14 protein-coding genes are annotated in these 19,272 nt (G+C 33.2%); 5 read left to right on the top strand and 9 right to left on the bottom strand.

Going from position 1 to position 19,272, the window contains the following annotated elements; all coding sequences use genetic code 11:
• Positions 1-43 precede the first annotated feature (43 nt).
• Complete coding sequence (locus tag DNC80_RS06510) at positions 44-2,542, top strand: XrtN system VIT domain-containing protein (RefSeq protein ID WP_182650257.1); 2,499 nt, start codon at positions 44-46, stop codon at positions 2,540-2,542.
• A complete protein-coding gene (xrtN, locus tag DNC80_RS06505) occupies positions 2,473-3,774 on the top strand; it encodes an exosortase N (RefSeq protein ID WP_370628710.1) in 1,302 nt (433 codons plus the stop codon). Before DNC80_RS06510 ends, xrtN begins: the two co-directional genes overlap by 70 nt.
• Positions 3,775-3,838: 64 nt before the next feature.
• Here the strand turns inward: xrtN and rluF are convergent, their stop codons facing one another.
• The 4 genes from rluF to DNC80_RS06485 all read right to left on the bottom strand — a co-directional run bounded on the left by rluF (position 3,839) and on the right by DNC80_RS06485 (position 7,590).
• Positions 3,839-4,651 (bottom strand): 23S rRNA pseudouridine(2604) synthase RluF, encoded by an 813-nt coding sequence (rluF, locus tag DNC80_RS06500; protein ID WP_182650253.1) that lies wholly within the window; start codon positions 4,649-4,651, stop codon positions 3,839-3,841.
• 179 nt (positions 4,652-4,830) lie between these two features.
• Positions 4,831-5,676 (bottom strand): alpha/beta fold hydrolase, encoded by an 846-nt coding sequence (locus DNC80_RS06495; protein WP_182650251.1) that lies wholly within the window; start codon positions 5,674-5,676, stop codon positions 4,831-4,833.
• 36 nt (positions 5,677-5,712) lie between these two features.
• Positions 5,713-6,492 (bottom strand): zinc ribbon domain-containing protein, encoded by a 780-nt coding sequence (locus tag DNC80_RS06490; RefSeq protein WP_144893198.1) that lies wholly within the window; start codon positions 6,490-6,492, stop codon positions 5,713-5,715.
• Positions 6,493-6,495: 3 nt separating this feature from the next.
• Complete coding sequence (locus tag DNC80_RS06485) at positions 6,496-7,590, bottom strand: Nif3-like dinuclear metal center hexameric protein (protein ID WP_182650249.1); 1,095 nt, start codon at positions 7,588-7,590, stop codon at positions 6,496-6,498.
• 117 nt (positions 7,591-7,707) lie between these two features.
• Between DNC80_RS06485 and lpxK the strand changes: the two genes are divergently transcribed.
• Positions 7,708-8,733 carry a tetraacyldisaccharide 4'-kinase gene (gene lpxK, locus DNC80_RS06480; RefSeq protein WP_182650247.1) on the top strand — a complete coding sequence of 342 codons (1,026 nt, stop codon included), beginning with the start codon at positions 7,708-7,710 and terminating at the stop codon, positions 8,731-8,733.
• On the top strand, positions 8,705-9,517 hold the full coding sequence (locus DNC80_RS06475) for a purine-nucleoside phosphorylase (protein WP_182650245.1): 813 nt from the start codon (positions 8,705-8,707) through the stop codon (positions 9,515-9,517). The genes lpxK and DNC80_RS06475 overlap by 29 nt, the downstream gene beginning before the upstream one ends.
• On the opposite strand, the gene DNC80_RS06470 is transcribed toward DNC80_RS06475, so the two are convergent.
• The 3 genes from DNC80_RS06470 to lipA all read right to left on the bottom strand — a co-directional run bounded on the left by DNC80_RS06470 (position 9,518) and on the right by lipA (position 13,679).
• Complete coding sequence (locus tag DNC80_RS06470) at positions 9,518-11,686, bottom strand: ATP-binding protein (protein ID WP_182650243.1); 2,169 nt, start codon at positions 11,684-11,686, stop codon at positions 9,518-9,520.
• Positions 11,687-11,711: 25 nt separating this feature from the next.
• A complete protein-coding gene (gene gap / locus DNC80_RS06465) occupies positions 11,712-12,707 on the bottom strand; it encodes a type I glyceraldehyde-3-phosphate dehydrogenase (protein WP_182650241.1) in 996 nt (331 codons plus the stop codon).
• 72 nt (positions 12,708-12,779) lie between these two features.
• Positions 12,780-13,679, bottom strand: a complete 900-nt coding sequence (gene lipA / locus DNC80_RS06460; protein WP_182650240.1) for a lipoyl synthase — start codon at positions 13,677-13,679, stop codon at positions 12,780-12,782.
• Positions 13,680-13,939: 260 nt separating this feature from the next.
• On the opposite strand from lipA, the gene DNC80_RS06455 reads away from it, so the two are divergent.
• A complete protein-coding gene (locus DNC80_RS06455; RefSeq protein ID WP_182650238.1) occupies positions 13,940-14,776 on the top strand; it encodes a M48 family metalloprotease in 837 nt (278 codons plus the stop codon).
• A 57-nt stretch (positions 14,777-14,833) separates the two neighbouring features.
• On the opposite strand, the gene DNC80_RS06450 is transcribed toward DNC80_RS06455, so the two are convergent.
• A complete protein-coding gene (locus tag DNC80_RS06450; protein ID WP_182650235.1) occupies positions 14,834-15,652 on the bottom strand; it encodes an energy transducer TonB in 819 nt (272 codons plus the stop codon).
• 222 nt (positions 15,653-15,874) lie between these two features.
• Complete coding sequence (locus DNC80_RS06445; RefSeq protein ID WP_182650233.1) at positions 15,875-19,051, bottom strand: TonB-dependent receptor; 3,177 nt, start codon at positions 19,049-19,051, stop codon at positions 15,875-15,877.
• Positions 19,052-19,272 lie beyond the last annotated feature (221 nt).

The following is a 19,272-nucleotide window of genomic DNA, read 5'->3' as shown; positions in this document are numbered from 1 at the left end:
ACTTTGAAAAACAAAGTACTTTATAAATTTAAAACGTAAAATAATGAAAATTGAAACTAAAGTTAATGATTTTACCAAAAAAATTGGTGTGAAAGTGAGTATCGTTGTCACTTTGTTGAGTTTTATACTGCTCATAAGCTCACTAGTAGGAAGCGAATTTGATTTTGAAAATTTTGAAGCCTTTTGTTTTTGTAATATTATAATTGAATTACTTTATAGTGTGATTGTTATTTTTAAAGTATTAAAAGACAAAGCAAAACACCAACATCTTATTCCTTTTTTATTTGTTAATTGGTTTATCGGTTGCTTCTCCACTAATGTTTTTATCAATATTTTTGAAAACTTACCGATATGGGTTTATGTGGTTACTTTCTTGTTTTGCTTATCCAATTTTGCTATTTACAGCAACTTCAAACATAAGTATTTAAATACAGCGTTGTATTTTTCGAACGGATGTTCGTATTTACTTATTTTATATTATGCCATTTATCTCATTCCTTTTGCGCCAATTTCAATCATGGGAATTTTGGCTTTGGGGCTAGGTTTTTATGGACTTGTACCTATGATTGTACTTATATGTCACACCGTAATTTTGATTCATAAGTTCCAAGAAAATAGAAAAAACGGATTTGCTTTTGGAATCGGAAGTGGAATAGTTTGTATTGGTTTTGCAATTTTTGCAGTAGGATTAAATAGGGAAAGTCAGAAGATTTCAAAAAATACCGTTGCCACTTCTTTTGAGAAAATAAATACAGATTTACCTCAATACATTACCATATCACAGAATCTAAAACCTAATTTTTTTAATGAAATTCTCCTCAAAAAGGATATAGTTTACATTGCTTCTGATAATTTCTTTCATTTTAGAGGTTTTAATTCATTTGGAAATAACAAACAATTTAATGAGAGAAAAACACATGATCCGATTATAAATCTTGCCTATTTATTTACGTCAAGACTTTATCTAAGTGCAGATGACAGAATAAATATTCTAAAATCTAATTTTGATAAACGATTGGAAACCGAGGAACAATTGTGGGATGGGAAAGATTTGTTTACAAAAAATATCAAAGAAGACGTAAAAATTTATGCAAATGATCGTTTAGCATATACCGAAATTACTATGGATATTGCTTGTTCAGAAAAAACTTGGGGTGATAAAGAGGCTATATATTCGTTTCAACTTCCCGAAGGAGCAGTAGCAACTTCCTTGTCATTATGGGTAAATGGAATCGAGAGAAAGGGAGTTTTGACAACCAAAGAAAAAGCAAAAAAAGCTTATAATCAAATTGTAGGAGTAGAATATCGAGACCCTTCATTGATGCAATGGAGAGAAGGAAATAAAGTTGTAGTTCGTGTTTTTCCAATACGATATGATTTGCCAAGAACTTTTAAATGCGGTTTTACAACACCATTAAAAGTGGAAAATAATACTATGAAATATGTGAGTTTGGACATCAAAGGACCTAATACAAATGGTGCCAAAACCATTTCAAGAATTCAAATGGTGGGAAACGAAAAATTTGAAGCTAGTAAATATTTTGAATTAGAAAATGGTTTTTATATCAACGAATCAACAGGGATAGATGCATGGGAAGCCGAAGTACCAATAACCAACAAAGTATTTTCGACTGCTTTTATCTGGAAAAATAAAGCGTATAAAATCAACGAAATTCAAAAACAAAAGATAGCTTTCAAACCAAGTGAAATTATTTTGGATTTGAACAGCAGCTGGACAAAAAGTGAAATTGAAAAGATAGTAAATCTATCAAATGGCAACTATTTTGTTTGGAACAACAATCAAAAACAATTGGTAAACAGATCCAATTATGAAACAGTTTTTTTTCAATTCGAAGATTTGACTTATTCGTTATTGCCACTTTATAATTTAAAAGAAAATAGTTTGGTCATCACAAAATCTGGCACTATTTCTGCCAATTTTGAAGAATTAGAGACATCGGATTACCTAAAAAAATTAAAAGCAACTACTCACCTAAAAAATATAAAGGTGATTAATATTTCAGATAATTTGAATCCATTTTGGCAAACTGTAAAGGAGCAGAAAATGGTTTCTTATTTGAAAGCTGATTTGAATAATAGTTTAAAATTAATTCAACAAAATCAATTTTTGGAATTTAAGACATTAGAAAACACTATTAATGTGGAACCTGCAAATATTTCCATTCAGGAAACGGAATTAGATTCAAAAATTCAAAATAATGGATCTAATCATATTTATAGAATGTATGCATTTGGTAAAGTTTTACAAGAACAAGTAACTATGCAAAACGACTCTTTGAAGGAAAATAAATTTGTAGGTTTAGCTAAAGATGCCAATATAGTTACTCCAATTTCATCCCTTATTGTTCTAGAAACAGATGAAGATTACAAGAAAAATGGTATCGAAAAAAATGTAAATACGCTTGGAAATGCTTCAATTAATAATGATGGAGCTGTTCCAGAACCACACGAATGGCTATTGATTATCATTGGGCTAACGACACTTTTCTTTTATTACAGAAAACAAAAAAGGTTGAACTAATGTACAATTTGTTAACTGAATATAAAATTGGAATAGGGATTTTTGCAATTTGCTTTCTCTTTGCAATAAATTATAATGTACTCTTTTTGGGTTTGGACAATGATTTTTTCGGAATCGTTTTTTCTGCTTTTTTATTTTTTTTTGGAAGCAGAAAAACGAATTTCAAAATTAATTATTTGTTGATTGCATTGATTTTTGTTTTGGAGTTTGTAAGCTATAGGCTCCATACACAATCATTACATTTCTTATCCTTAATTCTATTTTTATGTTTGATTTTTTACAGCTTTACTGGAAAATTTTCCTTCGTTGCGTTTATTTGTATTTTGTTGTTTTCAACAATTTTCAATAAGTTTTTTGAGCATCTAACTTCTGAAATCAAACAAGGATTGTGTTATGCGGTTTTTTTAACTTTAAAAAATTTTATGACACTGGATAGGATTGAAGGAGTTAATTTTTATAGCAACAATACCAAAATTACAATTGATACCGCTTGTATGGGATTGTCAATGTTTAAGACGGGTTTGTTAACTGGAGCAATTTTATTAACGTTAGAAGAAAAAAAGCAAAAAAAATATTTTGGAATTATTCCGATTGTTACTTTTTGTTTTGTTGTGGTCGCATTGAATATTATTTCAAATTATTTTAGGATTGTGACATTGGTTATTTTAGGCTGTACTCAAGAAAACACCTTACATCATTTGGTTGGTTTACTGTGTTTTGGGTTATATCAAGTGATTCCAATGGTGTTTATTATCAACTATTTTAAACCTAAAATGACTGAAATTGAAGTAGCCAATTTCCAGTCGAAAAGTATTCCAATTATCTTGACTTTTGTAATACTATTTATAACTAGTCTGGAAATAAAAAGCCCCAAAAAAGATCATTTATTGACAAACCTGAATCCAGAATACAATATTAAAAATGGAATTTGGGTAAATGATGAGGTATTTAAAATAGCTACGTCAAATAAACTCATTTATATCAAAACGGCATCCCATAAGCCATTAATTTGCTGGACAGGGAATGGTTATACCATTACAGAATCCAAAGAAATTTTAGTAAAAAATGAAAAAATATGGTTCAATAAAATGGAAAAAAATGATATAAAATACAAATCCTTATGGTGGTATGAATGTGGAGGGAAAAAATACACCTCATTTCTAGAAGTGATGTTTATGAAGTTGATCTATAACCAGCCGATTCGATTGATAAATGTAACGAGTAGATTGTAATAATGTTCTTGGAGTAAAATAGAGGTTGTCTCAAATATATTTTTTGAGACAGCCTCTTTTCTTTTTAATAATCCCCGCGTTTCTTATACCTAGGATCATCTCTTTTTATAAACTCAGTTCTTTTTCTTGGTGTTTCTACTTTTGGTAAACTAGCTTCTTCAGTTTTGCTAGATGGTTCAATAAGCGCGTTGAGTTCTTTTATTTCGGCATCAGTCAAATCACGATATCGTCCCACTGGAACATCTAAAGAAATATTAATGATTCGTATGCGTTTTAAGGCGGTTACGTCATAGCCTAGATATTCAGTCATTCTACGGATTTGGCGGTTTAAACCTTGTGTTAGGATGATCTTAAATGTAAATTTACTGATTTGCTCTACTTTACATTTTCTAGTTACGGTATCTAAAATAGGTACACCATTTCCCATTCTTTCAATAAAACGATCAGTGATGGGTTTGTTTACGGTAACGGTATATTCTTTTTCGTGATTGTTGCGCGCACGTAATATTTTATTAACAATGTCGCCGTCATTTGTCATGAAAATCAAGCCTTCACTGGCTTTGTCTAAACGCCCAATTGGGAAGATACGCTTTGGATAATTAATATAATCTACAATATTGTTGTGTACATCAAGGTTTGTGGTACACTCTATACCTACTGGTTTGTAAAAGGCAAGATATACTGATTTTTCTGTTTTTTCACGAATTAATTTGCCGTCAATACGTACTTCGTCATGAGGTGCTACTTTGGTCCCTAATTCGGGTACAACACCATTGATTGTTACTCGTCCTTCTTCGATGATTTTATCAGCTTCGCGGCGGCTGCAAAAGCCTGTTTCGCCAATGAATTTATTGAGGCGTTTTAATTGATCTTCCATCTTGCAAAAGTAATCAATTTGCAAATTATAATAGCTATTGATTTTGAGATTGCTTGTAAAACGAACTTATCAACTTTACGACGGATTTGCGTGAAGGATAGCAGCGGAAATCCTTTTTTAGGGCTTTTTTTGCCCAAAAAAGATTGCAGCGAATAGCCTGGTCGCCGCGGCGGCACGCCCTAATTTTGAATGAACTGACTAATTTTTTCGTATAAATTGTGGTCGTGCATGCTGTGGCCGAGGCCAGTTGTGGTGATGAAAGTAGCGTTTTTCCAGGTTGCGGCGATTTTGTTGCCTTCATGAATGAGCACTACTTGGTCTTGCTCATCATGGGCAAGAAAGCCTTGGGTTAGTATGTTTTTTGCAAAATGTTGTCCTGCAAACTCATCTGTATTGAGTTGAAAAACATCACGATAATATTTTTTTAGGCCAGTAAAAATTCTTGAATTGAGGCTTAGCAGCGCGATATAATTGTCTAATATTATTTTGAAATCGCTTGGTGCGCCAAGGATAACCATTTTTTTTAAGTCGTCGCTTTGGTAAACGGACTGGTAGTACAAGCAGGTTTTGCCACCTAGGGAGTGTCCGATCAAAGTTTGTGGTTGAAAATGCTGTACCACTTGGTGTAAAAATTCTGCATAATGCGGAATATTGAATGTGGTGCCGCTGGAGAGTCCATGTGCGGGCCCGTCAAGTGCTACGATGGTACTGCCGGATTTAGTGAGGTAAGGCAAGAGTTTTTCCCAGCGCGAGGCGTTGCTTTCCCAACCGTGTACCAATAAAATCACATGACTGTTGCCAGGCCACGTATAGGTTTGTATTTTTTGATCTTGAAAAGAGAGTGTTTGCGTTTGGGCTTGTTGCAGTACTTTGGGTAATCGGTCAACTTGTAGCTTTCCATCGCGAGGTTTACTGAATAAGTTGTATGCGAGTTGTATTGCTTTTGTTGGGGCAAGGTAGCTGAGTAGGTTGATGTAGGTACCCACTGACTTGGTAAAAAGAGTATAGAATATCTGCTTGATCATAAAAAAAGTCCCGATGTTATCGGGACTTTAAAGGTATTATATTTTTGAGAACAATTGTTCCATTTTCTCTTTTTCTTCTTCTGCAAGAACGCTATCTACTAGTATTCTTCCAGAGTGCTCATCAGTAATGATTTTTTTTCTAGAAGCAATTTCAACTTGCGTTTGTGGTGGAATAGTAAAGAAAGAACCTGCTGATGCACCTCTTTCTATTGAAACTACTGCTAAACCATTACGAACGCTTCCTCTTATTCTTTTGTAAGCATTTAACAAACGCTCCTCGATTAAGTTTTGGAATTCGATAGATTTTTCAGATAAGAATGCTTCCTCTTTTGCCGTTTCAGCTAAGATTGCATCTAATTCTGATTTTTTATGTTTTAAATGATTCGATTTAGATTCTAATCTTTCTTTTGAGCCTGCAATTACTTCTTTCTTGTGCTCAATTGAAGCTTTCATTTCTTTGATTTGCTTTTCAGCCAATTGAATTTCAAGTTCTTGAAACTCTACTTCCTTTGTCAAAGAGTTAAATTCTCTATTGTTACGAACCGTTTCCTGTTGTTTTGTATATTTTTTGATAGACTCTTTGTGTTCATCAATAGCTATTTTTTTAGCTTTGATAAGGTCTTCAATAACTTCAAGTTCTCCTTTTAATTTTTCTGAACGTGTGCTTAAACCAGCCACTTCATCTTCAAGATCTTCTACCTCTAAAGGCAATTCACCTCTTACGTTTCTGATTTCGTCAATTCTAGAGTCAATAAGTTGTAAATCGTAAATTGCTCTTAACTTGTCCTCAACACTTAATTCTTTTGTATTCGCCATATTCTATAAGTACTTAACTGGATTTGAATTTTCTTCTGATAAAATAACTGCAAAATTAAGGATTTTTTTTCGAAGATACTCTACAATATAATTTTTTGTATAGCGTTCGCTTTCAAAATGTCCAATATCTGCTAAAAGGAGCTTATTTTCCGCTTCGTAAAACTGATGGTATTTCAAATCAGCTGTTAAATAGGCATCTGCTCCAGCTTGAATTGCATTTGAGATAGCAAAACTTCCAGCTCCGCCAAGAACGGCAACTTTTTTTATTTTATTACCTGTAAAGCTAGAATGTCTGATGCCACCACATTGCATTTTGTCTTTTACGAATTCTAAAAATTCTTTTTCTGGCAAGGGATTAGGAAGTTCACCAATCATACCTAAACCAATGTTTTGATGCTTATTGTTTAAATTATAGATTTCATGTGCAACTTCTTCATAAATGTGGCTGTTAAATAGAGCAGTAAGGATTTTGCGTTCCAAATGTTTCTCATAAGTCACTTCTATTTTGACTTCAGTGGTTTGAACAAGTTCATAGCGTTCTCCTACTACAGGATTGCTGTTTTGATTGCCTCTGAAAGTTCCTGTTCCTGTAGAGCTAAAACTACAGTTGTCATAATTACCAATGTTGCCAGCGCCAGCTGCAAATAAAGCATTTCGAACGATTTCGGCATTGTCAAGCGGGACGTAAGTCACTAGTTTTCGAATAAACTGTTCTTTAGGAATCAGGATTTTTGTATTGATTAGCCCTAGAGCATCACTAAATATTTTATTGACACCTTCTTGATGATTGTCTAGAGCAGTATGAACGGCATATATAGCGATATCATTTTTTATAGCTTTGATAACAGCACGCTCTACATAATTTTTTCCGGTTATCTTTTTTAATCCAGAAAATAAAATGGGATGAAAACACACTACAAGATTGCATTTTTTTGCAATAGCTTCATCGATAATAGTCTCGAGAGCATCATGACAAACCAATATTCCTCTGGCTTCGTTCTCTTGATCACCTACAAGTAATCCTACATTATCAAAATCCTCGGCATAGGCTGTGGGAGCCATTTCTTCGAGTACGTAAATTATTTCTTTGATTTTCATGTTTTTGATACAGATTGACACAGATTTTATTGGTACAAAAATTTAAGGATTATTTTATAATTGCGTAAATCAGTGCTAGATTTTTATTTCAAAGATAATTTATTCTACTTTCGTAAAATGAAATTACTCCGAAAAATACTGTTTCCGTTTGCCGTTTTGTATGGCTTGGTCACTAGTATTCGTAATTTTTTATATGATAATGGAATACTTAACGCTACTTTTTTTGATGTACCAGTTATTGTCGTTGGAAATTTAAGTGTTGGAGGTACTGGTAAATCACCTCAAATAGAATATTTAATCCGTTTACTTAATAATAATTATAAGGTAGCTACATTGAGTAGAGGATATAAAAGACAGTCCTCAGGATACATTTTGGCGCAAGCCGGAACCACTGCAAAAATTTTGGGTGATGAACCGTTTCAATTTTTTAGTAAATTCCCAACAATTCAAGTGGCTGTAGATGCCGATAGAAAAAACGGAATAGAGCAGTTAATGCAATCATATCAAAAGCCCGATGTTATTTTGTTAGATGATGCTTACCAACACCGAAAGGTAAAAGCGGGGTTTTATATTTTACTAACAGCCTACGGAGATTTGTATGCTGATGATTGTATGTTGCCCACAGGGAATTTAAGAGAACTAAAAGTTGGTGCGAAAAGAGCATCCATAGTAATTGTTACAAAATGTCCTGTAAACTTGAGTTTAGAGGAACAAAGTAGATTGCGAACTAGACTTAAAGTTAATGATCATCAAGAATTATTTTTCACTTATATTAATTATGATTCTTGTTTTTTGGGTCATAATTGTAAGATCAATAGAGATACGTTAAAAGGTGTAAAGAAAGTTTTGATTGCGGGTATTGCAAAGCCTGATTCATTTTTTGATGCCATTAAAGAAGAGGGTGATGTTTGCTTAGCATACCCTGACCATCATGATTTTACAGATAGTGAAGTTTTAGAAATAAAAAAAATAGCGCAAAACAATAAAATTATTACCACCGAAAAGGATTATGTGCGTTTGAAGGAACATTTCTCAGGGGAACAGCTGTTTTACTTGGGTATAACATGTTCATTTATATCAGGTGGTGAGAATTTTAATAAAACAATTTTAGATTATGTGGGAAGAAGTACAAGAAACAGTTAGTTTCATACAAGAGAGAGTTAATTTCACTCCAGAATACGGTGTTATTCTAGGTTCAGGTTTAGGAAGTTTTACTAATGATATGCAGGTTGATTTTACTTTACCGTATCATGAAATTCCTAATTTTCCTGTTTCAACAGTTCAAGGTCATAAAGGGGCTCTTGTTTTTGGGACTATTGGGAGTAAAAAAGTAGTCGCCATGCAAGGCCGTTTTCATTATTACGAAGGCTATTCTATGACTGAAGTTACTTTTCCGGTACGTGTAATGAAGTTCTTGGGTGTTGATAAGCTTATTGTATCTAATGCATCAGGAGGAGTGAACCCGAGTTATAAAGTAGGATCTATTGTGATGATTACGGATCATATTAATATGACTCCAGAGCATCCTTTGAGAGGGGAAAATGATGAACGTTTTGGCCCTCGTTTTGTTAATATGAGTGAGCCTTATTCCCGCAAAATGATTGCAAAAGCAACCGAAATAGCTAAAGAATTGAATATTGTAACACATGAAGGCATTTACCTTGGTTTGCAAGGACCTACATTTGAAACTCTAGCAGAATATAAAATGGTAAAAATTTTAGGTGCTGATTGTGTTGGGATGTCTACTGTTCCAGAGGTTATTGTGGCTAGACACATGGATTTAGAAACTTTTGGGATTTCTGTAATTACAGATATGGGTGATGCTGAAAGTATAGGAACGATTTCTCATGATGAAGTTCTAGAAGCAGCAAAAGAAGCCGAACCACAAGTTCGTAGTTTAATAAAAGAACTGATTTTGAATTATTAATTACTTCAAGTGATCAGCAATTATAGAATAAAAAACTTCGGGTATGAACGGTTTAGTAATAACATCGTTCATGCCAAAAGACAATAGCATTTCCCGGTTTTCATCAAGAGAGATAGCGGTAAGAGCTATAATGGGTGTAATATTGTCAAATTTTCTAATCGTTTCTGTTGCTATCGTACCATTAATTCCGGGTAAATGAACATCCATTAAAATCAAGTCAAATTTTGAAATTTTTAAAAGTTCAATAGCTTCTTCGCCATTGTCAATCACTTCGCAAATTACTTTTTTATTAAAAAGCATTTTTGTGGTGATCATTTGGTTGATTTTATTGTCCTCTACTAGTAATATTTTCTTATTGATAAGTTTGGATTCATAATTTTGCTTGCTTGTAGAAACGATATCTATGGGTTTTTTTCCTATTTCAAATTTTAATTGAAATGAGAATGTAGATCCTTTATTTACAGTACTTTTAAGGTGTATTTCACCTCCTAGAATGGTTATTAATTTTTTTACAATTGTTAGCCCAAGTCCAGTACCTCCATATTTTCTATTAACTTCAATAGAGCCTTGTGAAAAACTATCAAAAACACTTTCTAGTTTTTCTGCTGGTATGCCTATTCCAGTATCAATAATTTCAAAATCCAATGTAGCATAATTATCCTCTAGATTATTGAGTTTTGCTACCACATTTACTACTCCATTTTTTGTAAATTTTAGCGCATTATTAATCAGGTTTAAAATGATTTGAGAGAGTTTAGTTGGGTCTCCAATGAGAAAATCTGGAATGGTATAGTCAACATCTAATTTGAAATCATTGTTATTTACGATGGCTAACTCCTTGAGAGATTGCTTGATGTTGATGAGTAGTTGTTTTAAGTTAAAGGGAATTTCTTCTATTTCCGTTTTATTAGATTCTATTTTGTTAATTTCTAAAATTTCATTGATAAACTTAGTCAGGTAATCACCAGAAAATTTTAAGGAGGAAAGGTAATCTATTTGGTTTTTTTTAGGATCTTCTTCAAGAAGTAAATGGGTGATTCCATTGATTGCATTGAGCGGAGTTCTGAGTTCATGACTTACCGTAGAAAGGAACTCAGATCTGGCTTGAGATGCTTTTTCAACTTTGTTTTTAGCAATCTCTAGTTCTTTGTTTTTATCTTTTAAGAGCTGGTTTGATTTGGTTCTAATTTTATTGTTTTTGTAAAGAGAAAGGCTTAATAATGATAAGATAGTAATTAAAGCAATAGCAAGTATACTAATGATTTTTGATATTTTTTTGGATTTTAGTTCTTCTTCTTTTTGAATTTTGAATTGATTTTGTTCTTTAAGACGTTCCGCTTCTTTAAATTTAGCGTAATCATCAACTCCAAGTCTTTTATTGTTGAGAAAAGTTAACTCTTCTTTTAGTTTTAAATATTGTTTTAAATATTGGTATGCTAAATTTTTATCTAATGTTTTGTCATAAAGCGTACTTAGCGCTAGTACTATAGATGTCTTTAGTTCAATATTATTGATATTATTATTAGCGTTAAGAGCCTTTTTTAGATAGGCTATTGCCAAATTATTTCTATTGTATTGTGATTCTATAGTCCCTATTTGATACAAAGTCTTTGCTTTTAAATCCTCTAAAATAGAAGATTCTGGCATATAAATAATAGATTTAAAAATAGTCATAGCCTCTTGAGTTTTTCCAGTGAACCGATTAATAAGTCCTTTTTGGAGTTTTACTTCAAGAATTTTATTTGTGGTTTTTAAATCTTTGTATAAATTTTCGGCTTTGTTAAAATAGGGGGATGCTTCTTTATAATTCTCCTTGGCCATGTAACAAAGGCCAATATGGTAGTAACTTTCGGCTTTCGCTTTATTCGAAATAGTAGTATTGTTGAGTGTGGCACTTTTTAAAAAACTAACTAGCGCATCATCATATTTTTTTAAATCATAAAGAATTTTACCTAAATTGAATTCATGAAGTGCTTGCTCCATGTTTTTGTTGTTTTTTTTTGCAAATTGTATTGCTTTTTGTGTAAAAAACAAGGCATTTCTATAATTATCGTCCTTGATGTTTTGATTGCTGAGCGTGTAATAATAGGTCAAGCTATCTGCTTTCACTGTGGAGTGTGAGGCAAGTATACCAGTAAAAAACAATACAGAAAAGAAAAAACATTTCATTTGCCATGTTTTTTTTGAAAAATTACTATTTTGATGTTAAAAGAATCAAATCAATAAGCCTTGATGAATATCCTATTTCATTATCATACCAACCTACTACTTTTACCATTTTATCAATTACAGAAGTAAGTTGTGCATCAAATATACATGAATTTTTATTCCCTATTACATCTACAGATACAATTGGGTCCTCCGTATAATCTAATATTCCTTTTAGAGTGTTTTGCGAAGCGTGTTTAAAGGCTTCGTTTATTTGATTGATACTGACTGCTTTTTTTACATTAAAGGTAATATCTGTTAAAGAACCATCCGGAACAGGAACTCTAATACCACATCCACCTATCTTACCTTCAAATTCTGGGAATATTTTTGTTAATGCTTTTGCTGCACCTGTTGTTGTAGGAACTATAGATTGACTTGCACCGCGAGCTCTTCTTAAATCTTTATGAGGTTGATCGTGTAAGCTTTGATCTGTTGTGTAAGAGTGAATTGTGGTAATGTAAGCTTGTTCTATGCCGCAAAGATCATTGATCACTTTGATCATTGGGGCAGCATTATTTGTAGTGCAACTTGCATTCGAAATTATTGTTTCTGTACCGTCAAGAATTTCCTCATTAACCCCTAATACAACGGTTTTTATTGCATCTGTCTCTGAGGGTGCAGATAAAATTACTTTTTTGGCACCAGCCAGAATGTGCGTGTGTAATTCCTCAAAAGTCTTGTATTTTCCTGTTGATTCAATAACATAATCAATGGAGCAACTTTTCCAGTCTAGGTTTTTTAAATTTTTTTCGTGAAAAAAAAGAAAATGAGATTCGCCAACAAGTATACCTGTTTCATTATAGCTCACGGCATGCGGTAACACACCGTGTATGCTATCATACTTTACCAGATGTGCCATAGTTTTTTTGTCGGCTATATCATTTATGGCAACAACTTCAATTGTTGGGTGGTTTAAAAGTAAGCGGAAAATATTCCTTCCAATTCTTCCAAAACCGTTTATCGCAATTCTAGTTTTCAATATTTTTTTGTTTAAAGTGTCAAATTTCAGTTTTAAAATGAAATTTTGTTGTACCAATACCTTGTTACAATTTTAAAGAATGTGTTTCTGAGCTTTATAAGAAGAGCGAACAAGAGGCCCACTTTCTACATGACGAAAACCTAATGACAAACCATATTCCTCATATTTTGCAAACTGATCAGGAGTTATGAATTCTTTAACAGGTAAATGTTTTTTACTCGGTTGAAGATATTGTCCTATAGTAACTACATCTACATTTGCGTCTCTAAGATCTCTTAATGTTTGATATACTTCTTCTTCAAGTTCACCCAAACCTAACATGATACCAGATTTAGTTCTGTTGATGCCTTTTTCTTTTAAATAACGCAATACTTCAAGTGTACGATCGTATTTTGCTTGTATGCGCACCTCTCTAGTCAAGCGTCTCACTGTTTCTACATTATGCGAAACAACTTCGGGATTAGCAGCAACTATTCGATCTAAATGGGTTTCGTTTCCTTGAAAATCAGGAATTAATGTTTCAAGTGTTGTATTTGGATTCATTCTGCGAATGGCTTTTACTGTTTCAATCCAAATTATTGAGCCACCATCTTTCAAATCATCACGATCAACACTTGTAATCACGGCGTGTTTGATATTCATAATCTTTATGGATCTCGCTACTTTTTCAGGTTCTTCCCAGTCAACAGTTTCTGGTCTACCTGTTTTTACACCGCAAAATCCGCAAGAGCGCGTGCAAATATTTCCCAAAATCATAAAGGTAGCAGTACCCTCGCCCCAGCATTCTCCCATGTTAGGACAACTTCCAGATGTGCAAATAGTGTTTAAACTGTATTTGTCAACTAATCCTCTAAGTTCTGTATATTTTTGACCAATGGGTAGTTTCACTTTTAACCATTTTGGTTTTCCAGTGATATGTTCTGCCTTGGTTTGGGTTTTTTCTAGTAAATTGTTTTCTACAACGTTTTCCATATCTCAATTTTCTGAGTGCAAAGATAACTAAAGTTGAATTATAAAAGGGTAAAACCAAATCGTGAATTAGACTTATACAAAGCATAAAATTTTACTTAACATATTTTTTGGACGATATTGTTTGGGTTGGAAATTATAAAATAATTCTTTGGTATTGTCTTTGTAAGAGATGATGAAGTATCTCAACGTTTAAAAAAACAATGTTGATGTGTTTTATTTTTTTTAACATAAATTAGTACATTTGTTTAAAATTAGAAATCATGAAAAATAAATCAATAATTTTAGGAGCTTTGTTCGTTTTACTAGGAGTTTCAACCGCTAACGCGCAAATAAATTTTGGTGAGAAAGCTCTTGGAGCTGTTCAAAAAGGGGTGGCAGGTTTTACATTTAGTGATGCTGATGCAGCTTCATTATCAAAAGCAGCAGTAGATAAAATGGATGCTGAGCATGTTATTACAGGTGCTAAAGATCCGTATACTCTTCGTTTAAATAAGCTTTTTGGAAAACATAAGACTACAGAAGGAGTTGCACTTAATTATAAAGTATATAAATTAAACGAGGTAAATGCATTTGCTACCGCAGACGGAAGTGTTCGTGTCTATTCTGGATTAATGGATATTATGGATGACAATGAGTTACTTGCCGTAATAGGGCATGAAATAGGTCACGTGGTTAATACTGATTCCAGAGATGCTATTAAGGCTGCTTATAAAAAAGAAGCTGCTTTAGGTTTAATAGCATCTCAATCTGATAAAGTTGCAGCTATAACTGACAGTCAGTTAGCTAAAGTGGGTAGCCAAATGATTGATAGTAAACACAGCAGAAAACAAGAGTCTGAGGCTGATGAGTTCTCATATAATTTCATGAAAAACAATGGTTATAATGTTAATGCAGTTTCTTCAGCCTTTGGTATCTTAGCTAAAATGAGTGAAGGAGCTGAATCTTCTTTCTTGGAGAAAATGATGAGTTCTCATCCTGATCCAAAAGAAAGAGCAGAAAACGCCAAATTAAGAGCAGAAAAAGACGGTTTGTATAAGCCTTATGTGAAGCAAAAGCCAGTTGTTGCAAAAAAAGCACCTGTTAAAAAGAAAAAATAATTTTTGATACTAAAAAAGGCAGAACTCTATGTTCTGCCTTTTTTTTATATTGTAGTTTTAGTTCATTTGAACCGTAATAGGTAAGGTGTAGGCGGTACGTACTGGTTTTCCGCTAATCATGCCTGGAGCCCACTTGGTTCGTAAAGATTTCAAAACTCTAACCGCTTCTTTTCCTAGTCCGTAACCAGGATCTCTTCTAACTTGTATGTCAGTCATGCTACCATCTCTTTCTATTACAAAAGAAACAAAGATTTTTACTGTTCCATTGAGTTCAGTTTCTTGTTTTTCAAAATTATTACCTACATACGTGTAAAACTTGTTGATACCTCCTGGAAATTCTGGAAGTTTATCTAGCGCTAGACTGTTAATGATGGCGTTTCCGGTTTCAGGTGTTTCCACTGTGTTTTGAACAGTTGTACTTTGACCGGTGTTAACAGCCACTATGCCAGTTCCGTCAGATGGCGTTGTATTTACAACTGGTAGATCAGTGTTTTTAGCAATATTTTGCTCTGCTTGTTCAGTAGATACAATAATAGGATTAATTAATGCTTTACTTTTTACTGGATTAGCAATACTTTTTGTTTTTAAGGGAGGTAATGCTTTTTGAGGTTGTGTTTTATTTGGATAGACATCGGTTATTTGGACAATTTTATCTGTCGAATCTGGCTCAATAGGGGTAAAGGTTGTCTCAGGATTAAAAATTGAGACTAGTGTAGGAATGCTAATGGCACCCACTAATAATGTTACTCCCATGAAAAGTGCTGTAAGTGACGTTTTTGTGCTCTCTTGACGAAGTTTGTACGCACCATACTCTTTATTTCTGTTTTGAAAAACAAGTTCAATCCAGCCGGTCTCGTAAATGCTTAATTTAGACATAATATGTGGTTTTTATGGTTAAGTACATTTACATCATAAGCAAGGTTATTTTTTATTAATAACGAACCTATTGTGTTATTATTGTAATTAATTTTTAAAATTTTTAAAAATTTATTGAATTATATTTTATTATTTAGCTAAATTAATTTTATTAAAATACTGCGCAAAAAAAAGCGCATCACTGTATCAGGATGCGCTTGTATTTTTGTAAAAAAGAATTACTTAGAATGCATATTTAAAACCTATCTGAATTTGAAATGGATTACCAGATAAAGCAGGTAAACCAGCATTGTTTACACGGTAGTTAAACTGTTGTCTAGTACTATCAAATCCTGGAACTGCAGCATTACCGCCAGATGCAGGTGTTCCTAGTGCATAGAGAGACTGGCTATTCAATGATTTATTAACTCCCCTTTCTTTGTTTAGTAAATTCGCAACATTAAAAATATCAACAGTAAATTCTATGAATTGCTTTTTTGGAATACTGATTTTTTTATTAATTCTAATGTCAACAAGACCATAAAACTCATTTATACCACCGTTACGCTCTGCAATTTTACCAGAGTAAGAGTTGATATAATTTTTTAAGCTTGAACTTGCTGCAGGATTATTTAAAATAGTTTGTAAACCAGTTTTGATATTTTGTGGAACGGTTGGGCTGTTGATGTCAAAAATGTACGCTAAATCATTTGAAGCTGTTACAAAATCTCCATTTGTATTTCCTCCAGATAATAAACTATATCGTGTACCACCAATTCCTGAATAGCGAATTCCTACACTAAACCCGTAAAAAGTTGGTAATGATCCATAAAACACCACCTTGTGTCGAAAATGATTATCAGAATATGTCATTTTACTTAAATTTCTAGGATCATCCTCTACAGGTAATACAAGTGTAGCTGTGTTAGCCACATTTCCGTTAAAGGAAGTGTTGTCTTTGGTGTCATTTAGGGTGTAACTAGCCGTAATTTCTCCATCTTTAAAATATTTGTAAGTAGCATCAACAACTAGCGCAAATTGATTTACTTTTCCTTCACTGTTAAGTTCTAAAACTCTCCCTAATTTATTACTTATTCTACCTTGCATCCAGTCTGCAGCTCCATTTGCAGGTATTGAACTTGCTGGTACAAATACGCCGCGATTTCCTTCGTTTGCCAAATTAAAAAACGGATTGCTAACCATATTTCTATCTACATACACATAATTATTACGTCCTAGAGTAGCATAACCAGCAATTCCCATTTTTAAATGATCTGTAAAAAAATGTGTGTAAGATACATTAGCTTTATAAACCACAGGTACTTTAGCATCGGTACCAGTATAATTTATAGTTGGTAATTGAAAAGCATCTAGCGTAGGAATGCTAGAAAAGTTGTTTCGGTAACCAGTGAAGTTAGGTACAGGAACATTGGGTGCTCTAACATCTACAGTTGCAGTTTTCTTTCCGTCAAAATATAAATTGTTAATGATGGCATAGTTATTTAAATCTGATGCAAAAATTCCTGCTCCTGCGCGTATGTAATCTTTGTGGTTTTCCTTTACATCCCATGTCAATTGGACCCTTGGCTGTAAAATAGCCGATTGTAATTTGTTATCGGTTCTAATGCCTAATTCATCAAAAACCAATTGGTTGAAAGTTGCAGTTGGATACTTTGCATAATCAAAACGTAATCCTAAAGTTAGGTCAACACCCAGTGCTACTTTTGTTTGTAATTGTCCATATATCCCTGCATTTAATATATTCGAATTAACAGTAGGATCAGCCACTAATGGTACTTCTCTAAAGTAACGATAAGGAGTACCATTATCAAAATTTGCTACACTATTAAAGTGAAAACGACCATTTACTTCACTACCATACACTGATTTTGAATTGGTTTGCATGATGTCAAATCCAAAAGTGTATTTTATTTTATCGGTATTGTAGTATAGATTGTCTACAATTTGAAAAACATTATTGGTGAATTTTTCTTGTGCAAATCGGTGTCCTCCTATTTGAATATTGGTAGTTCTCACAGCGCCATTAATTGTGGAGGCTACATTTTCTACAATAGCTCTAGGAATGTTATAAGAAGGCAATTGATCACCAGGGTTACTGTCTTGAAAAGTGTAAAGATGTTGCACTTTTAATTCGTTTGTGATTTTAGGATTTACGGTTGTTCTCAATGAAGCTAAAATACTGTTATCAATATTATAGTCATCACCAAAAGACTCATATAAATTAATTGTTGTATTGTCTTGCAATCCCAGTTTATTGTCATCAAACGTAAAGTTGTTTCGAATGGTAAGCAGGTTTTTACTGTTTAATTGCCAGTCAAGACGAGCAAATGCTGCATCCGAATTTCTTTTTTTATCAAATGATCCATATTGAGGTGAACTTGAAACGCCGTATTTATTTCTGGCAATGGTTACAAAGTTATCCAGCGTTGCTCTAGTTACATTAAACCTAAGCTCATCCTCTGGTGATTGAACATCAGCAATGACCAATGGTCTTGAATCTTGTTGATGATCCCATGCTATAAAAAAGTGTAGTTTGTCTTTGATAATAGGTCCGCCCAAGGTAAAACCATATTGAGTCGTTGTAAAATCATTTTGACGTCTGTTTCCTCTAATGTCATAAGCACTAGAAAGCCAGTCTGCTCTATTGTAAGCAAACATACTTCCAGAAAAATCATTCGTTCCAGACTTAGTAACGGCACTTACAGTTCCACCACCACTTCGACCATAACCTACATCATATTGATTTGTGACTACTTTAAATTCTCTTACAGCCTCAATAGAGATGGAGTAGGGTGCGCCACTTCTGCTGGTGGTAGCTCCTGCCGAAGTTGGGTTTTTTGCATTCATTCCATCTAATGTATAATTAGTAGACGATGCTAGTTGTCCTGAGATGTTTCCGCCACGTGTTAATGGAGACAAATCCATTAAGTTGGTAAAATTTCTTCCGTTTACGGGTAAAGAATTAATGAGTTTGGCTGTAATTGCAGTTGCCGCACCTAGATTTCCTGTTTTATTTTTTAATCCTCGGCCTACCACTTCTACCACCTCTAGAGTTTGCATATCGGTTTGCATTTCGATGTTAATCGTAATTAAATCACCTTGATTGAGCGTGTATCCAGATCGTTGTTGTGCACCATATCCAGATGTTTTTACAGTAATAGTGTAAGGACCACCGAGAGGCAATTCTTTAAAAGTATAAACGCCTTTATAGTTAGTAAGTGTAGTAGTATTAAATCCAGTAGATTCATTTTTTAAGCTAACATTTGCTTCTTTTATAGTTTCATTATTTGTACCTGAAATGGTTCCAGAAATAGAAGCTTGTGTGGTTTGTGCATGACTTGTAGTGCTTATTACGATAATCCACACCATCGTAAATAAGAACATTTTAATATTTTTCATGAGTTTAGTGTTTAGTTTCATGCTGGCAAAGGAATCTAGAAATAGAAAAAAAGGTGTTACATTAATACTATTAGAAAAATAATTTTTTGTAACCAAAGTTCTGATTTTCGCCCTTTTTTAGTGTTTATTTCTATTTTTGGGTAAACTTTATGAAACATTGCATCACAAAAAGTAGCTTTAATTTAGTTTATTCGTAATGATTAGGTAATGGTATTTGACGA

It is taken from the genome of Flavobacterium sp. SOK18b, from assembly GCF_014156605.1.
Classification (GTDB): Bacteria; Bacteroidota; Bacteroidia; order Flavobacteriales; family Flavobacteriaceae; genus Flavobacterium; species Flavobacterium tiangeerense.
Note: the sequence above shows the minus strand (reverse complement) of the source record. Positions and strands in the feature narration are given on the sequence as shown.

Excerpts from the sequence above, each read along its gene's own strand:
- DNC80_RS06510 (WP_182650257.1), top strand. The coding sequence starts at position 44 with ATGAAAATTGAAACTAAAGTTAATGATTTTACCAAAAAAATTGGTGTG.
- xrtN (WP_370628710.1), top strand. The coding sequence starts at position 2,473 with ATGGCTATTGATTATCATTGGGCTAACGACACTTTTCTTTTATTACAG.
- rluF (WP_182650253.1), bottom strand. The coding sequence starts at position 4,651 with ATGGAAGATCAATTAAAACGCCTCAATAAATTCATTGGCGAAACAGGC.
- DNC80_RS06495 (WP_182650251.1), bottom strand. The coding sequence starts at position 5,676 with ATGATCAAGCAGATATTCTATACTCTTTTTACCAAGTCAGTGGGTACC.
- DNC80_RS06490 (WP_144893198.1), bottom strand. The coding sequence starts at position 6,492 with ATGGCGAATACAAAAGAATTAAGTGTTGAGGACAAGTTAAGAGCAATT.
- DNC80_RS06485 (WP_182650249.1), bottom strand. The coding sequence starts at position 7,590 with ATGAAAATCAAAGAAATAATTTACGTACTCGAAGAAATGGCTCCCACA.
- lpxK (WP_182650247.1), top strand. The coding sequence starts at position 7,708 with ATGAAATTACTCCGAAAAATACTGTTTCCGTTTGCCGTTTTGTATGGC.
- DNC80_RS06475 (WP_182650245.1), top strand. The coding sequence starts at position 8,705 with ATGTGGGAAGAAGTACAAGAAACAGTTAGTTTCATACAAGAGAGAGTT.
- DNC80_RS06470 (WP_182650243.1), bottom strand. The coding sequence starts at position 11,686 with ATGAAATGTTTTTTCTTTTCTGTATTGTTTTTTACTGGTATACTTGCC.
- lipA (WP_182650240.1), bottom strand. The coding sequence starts at position 13,679 with ATGGAAAACGTTGTAGAAAACAATTTACTAGAAAAAACCCAAACCAAG.
- DNC80_RS06455 (WP_182650238.1), top strand. The coding sequence starts at position 13,940 with ATGAAAAATAAATCAATAATTTTAGGAGCTTTGTTCGTTTTACTAGGA.
- DNC80_RS06450 (WP_182650235.1), bottom strand. The coding sequence starts at position 15,652 with ATGTCTAAATTAAGCATTTACGAGACCGGCTGGATTGAACTTGTTTTT.
- DNC80_RS06445 (WP_182650233.1), bottom strand. The coding sequence starts at position 19,051 with ATGAAAAATATTAAAATGTTCTTATTTACGATGGTGTGGATTATCGTA.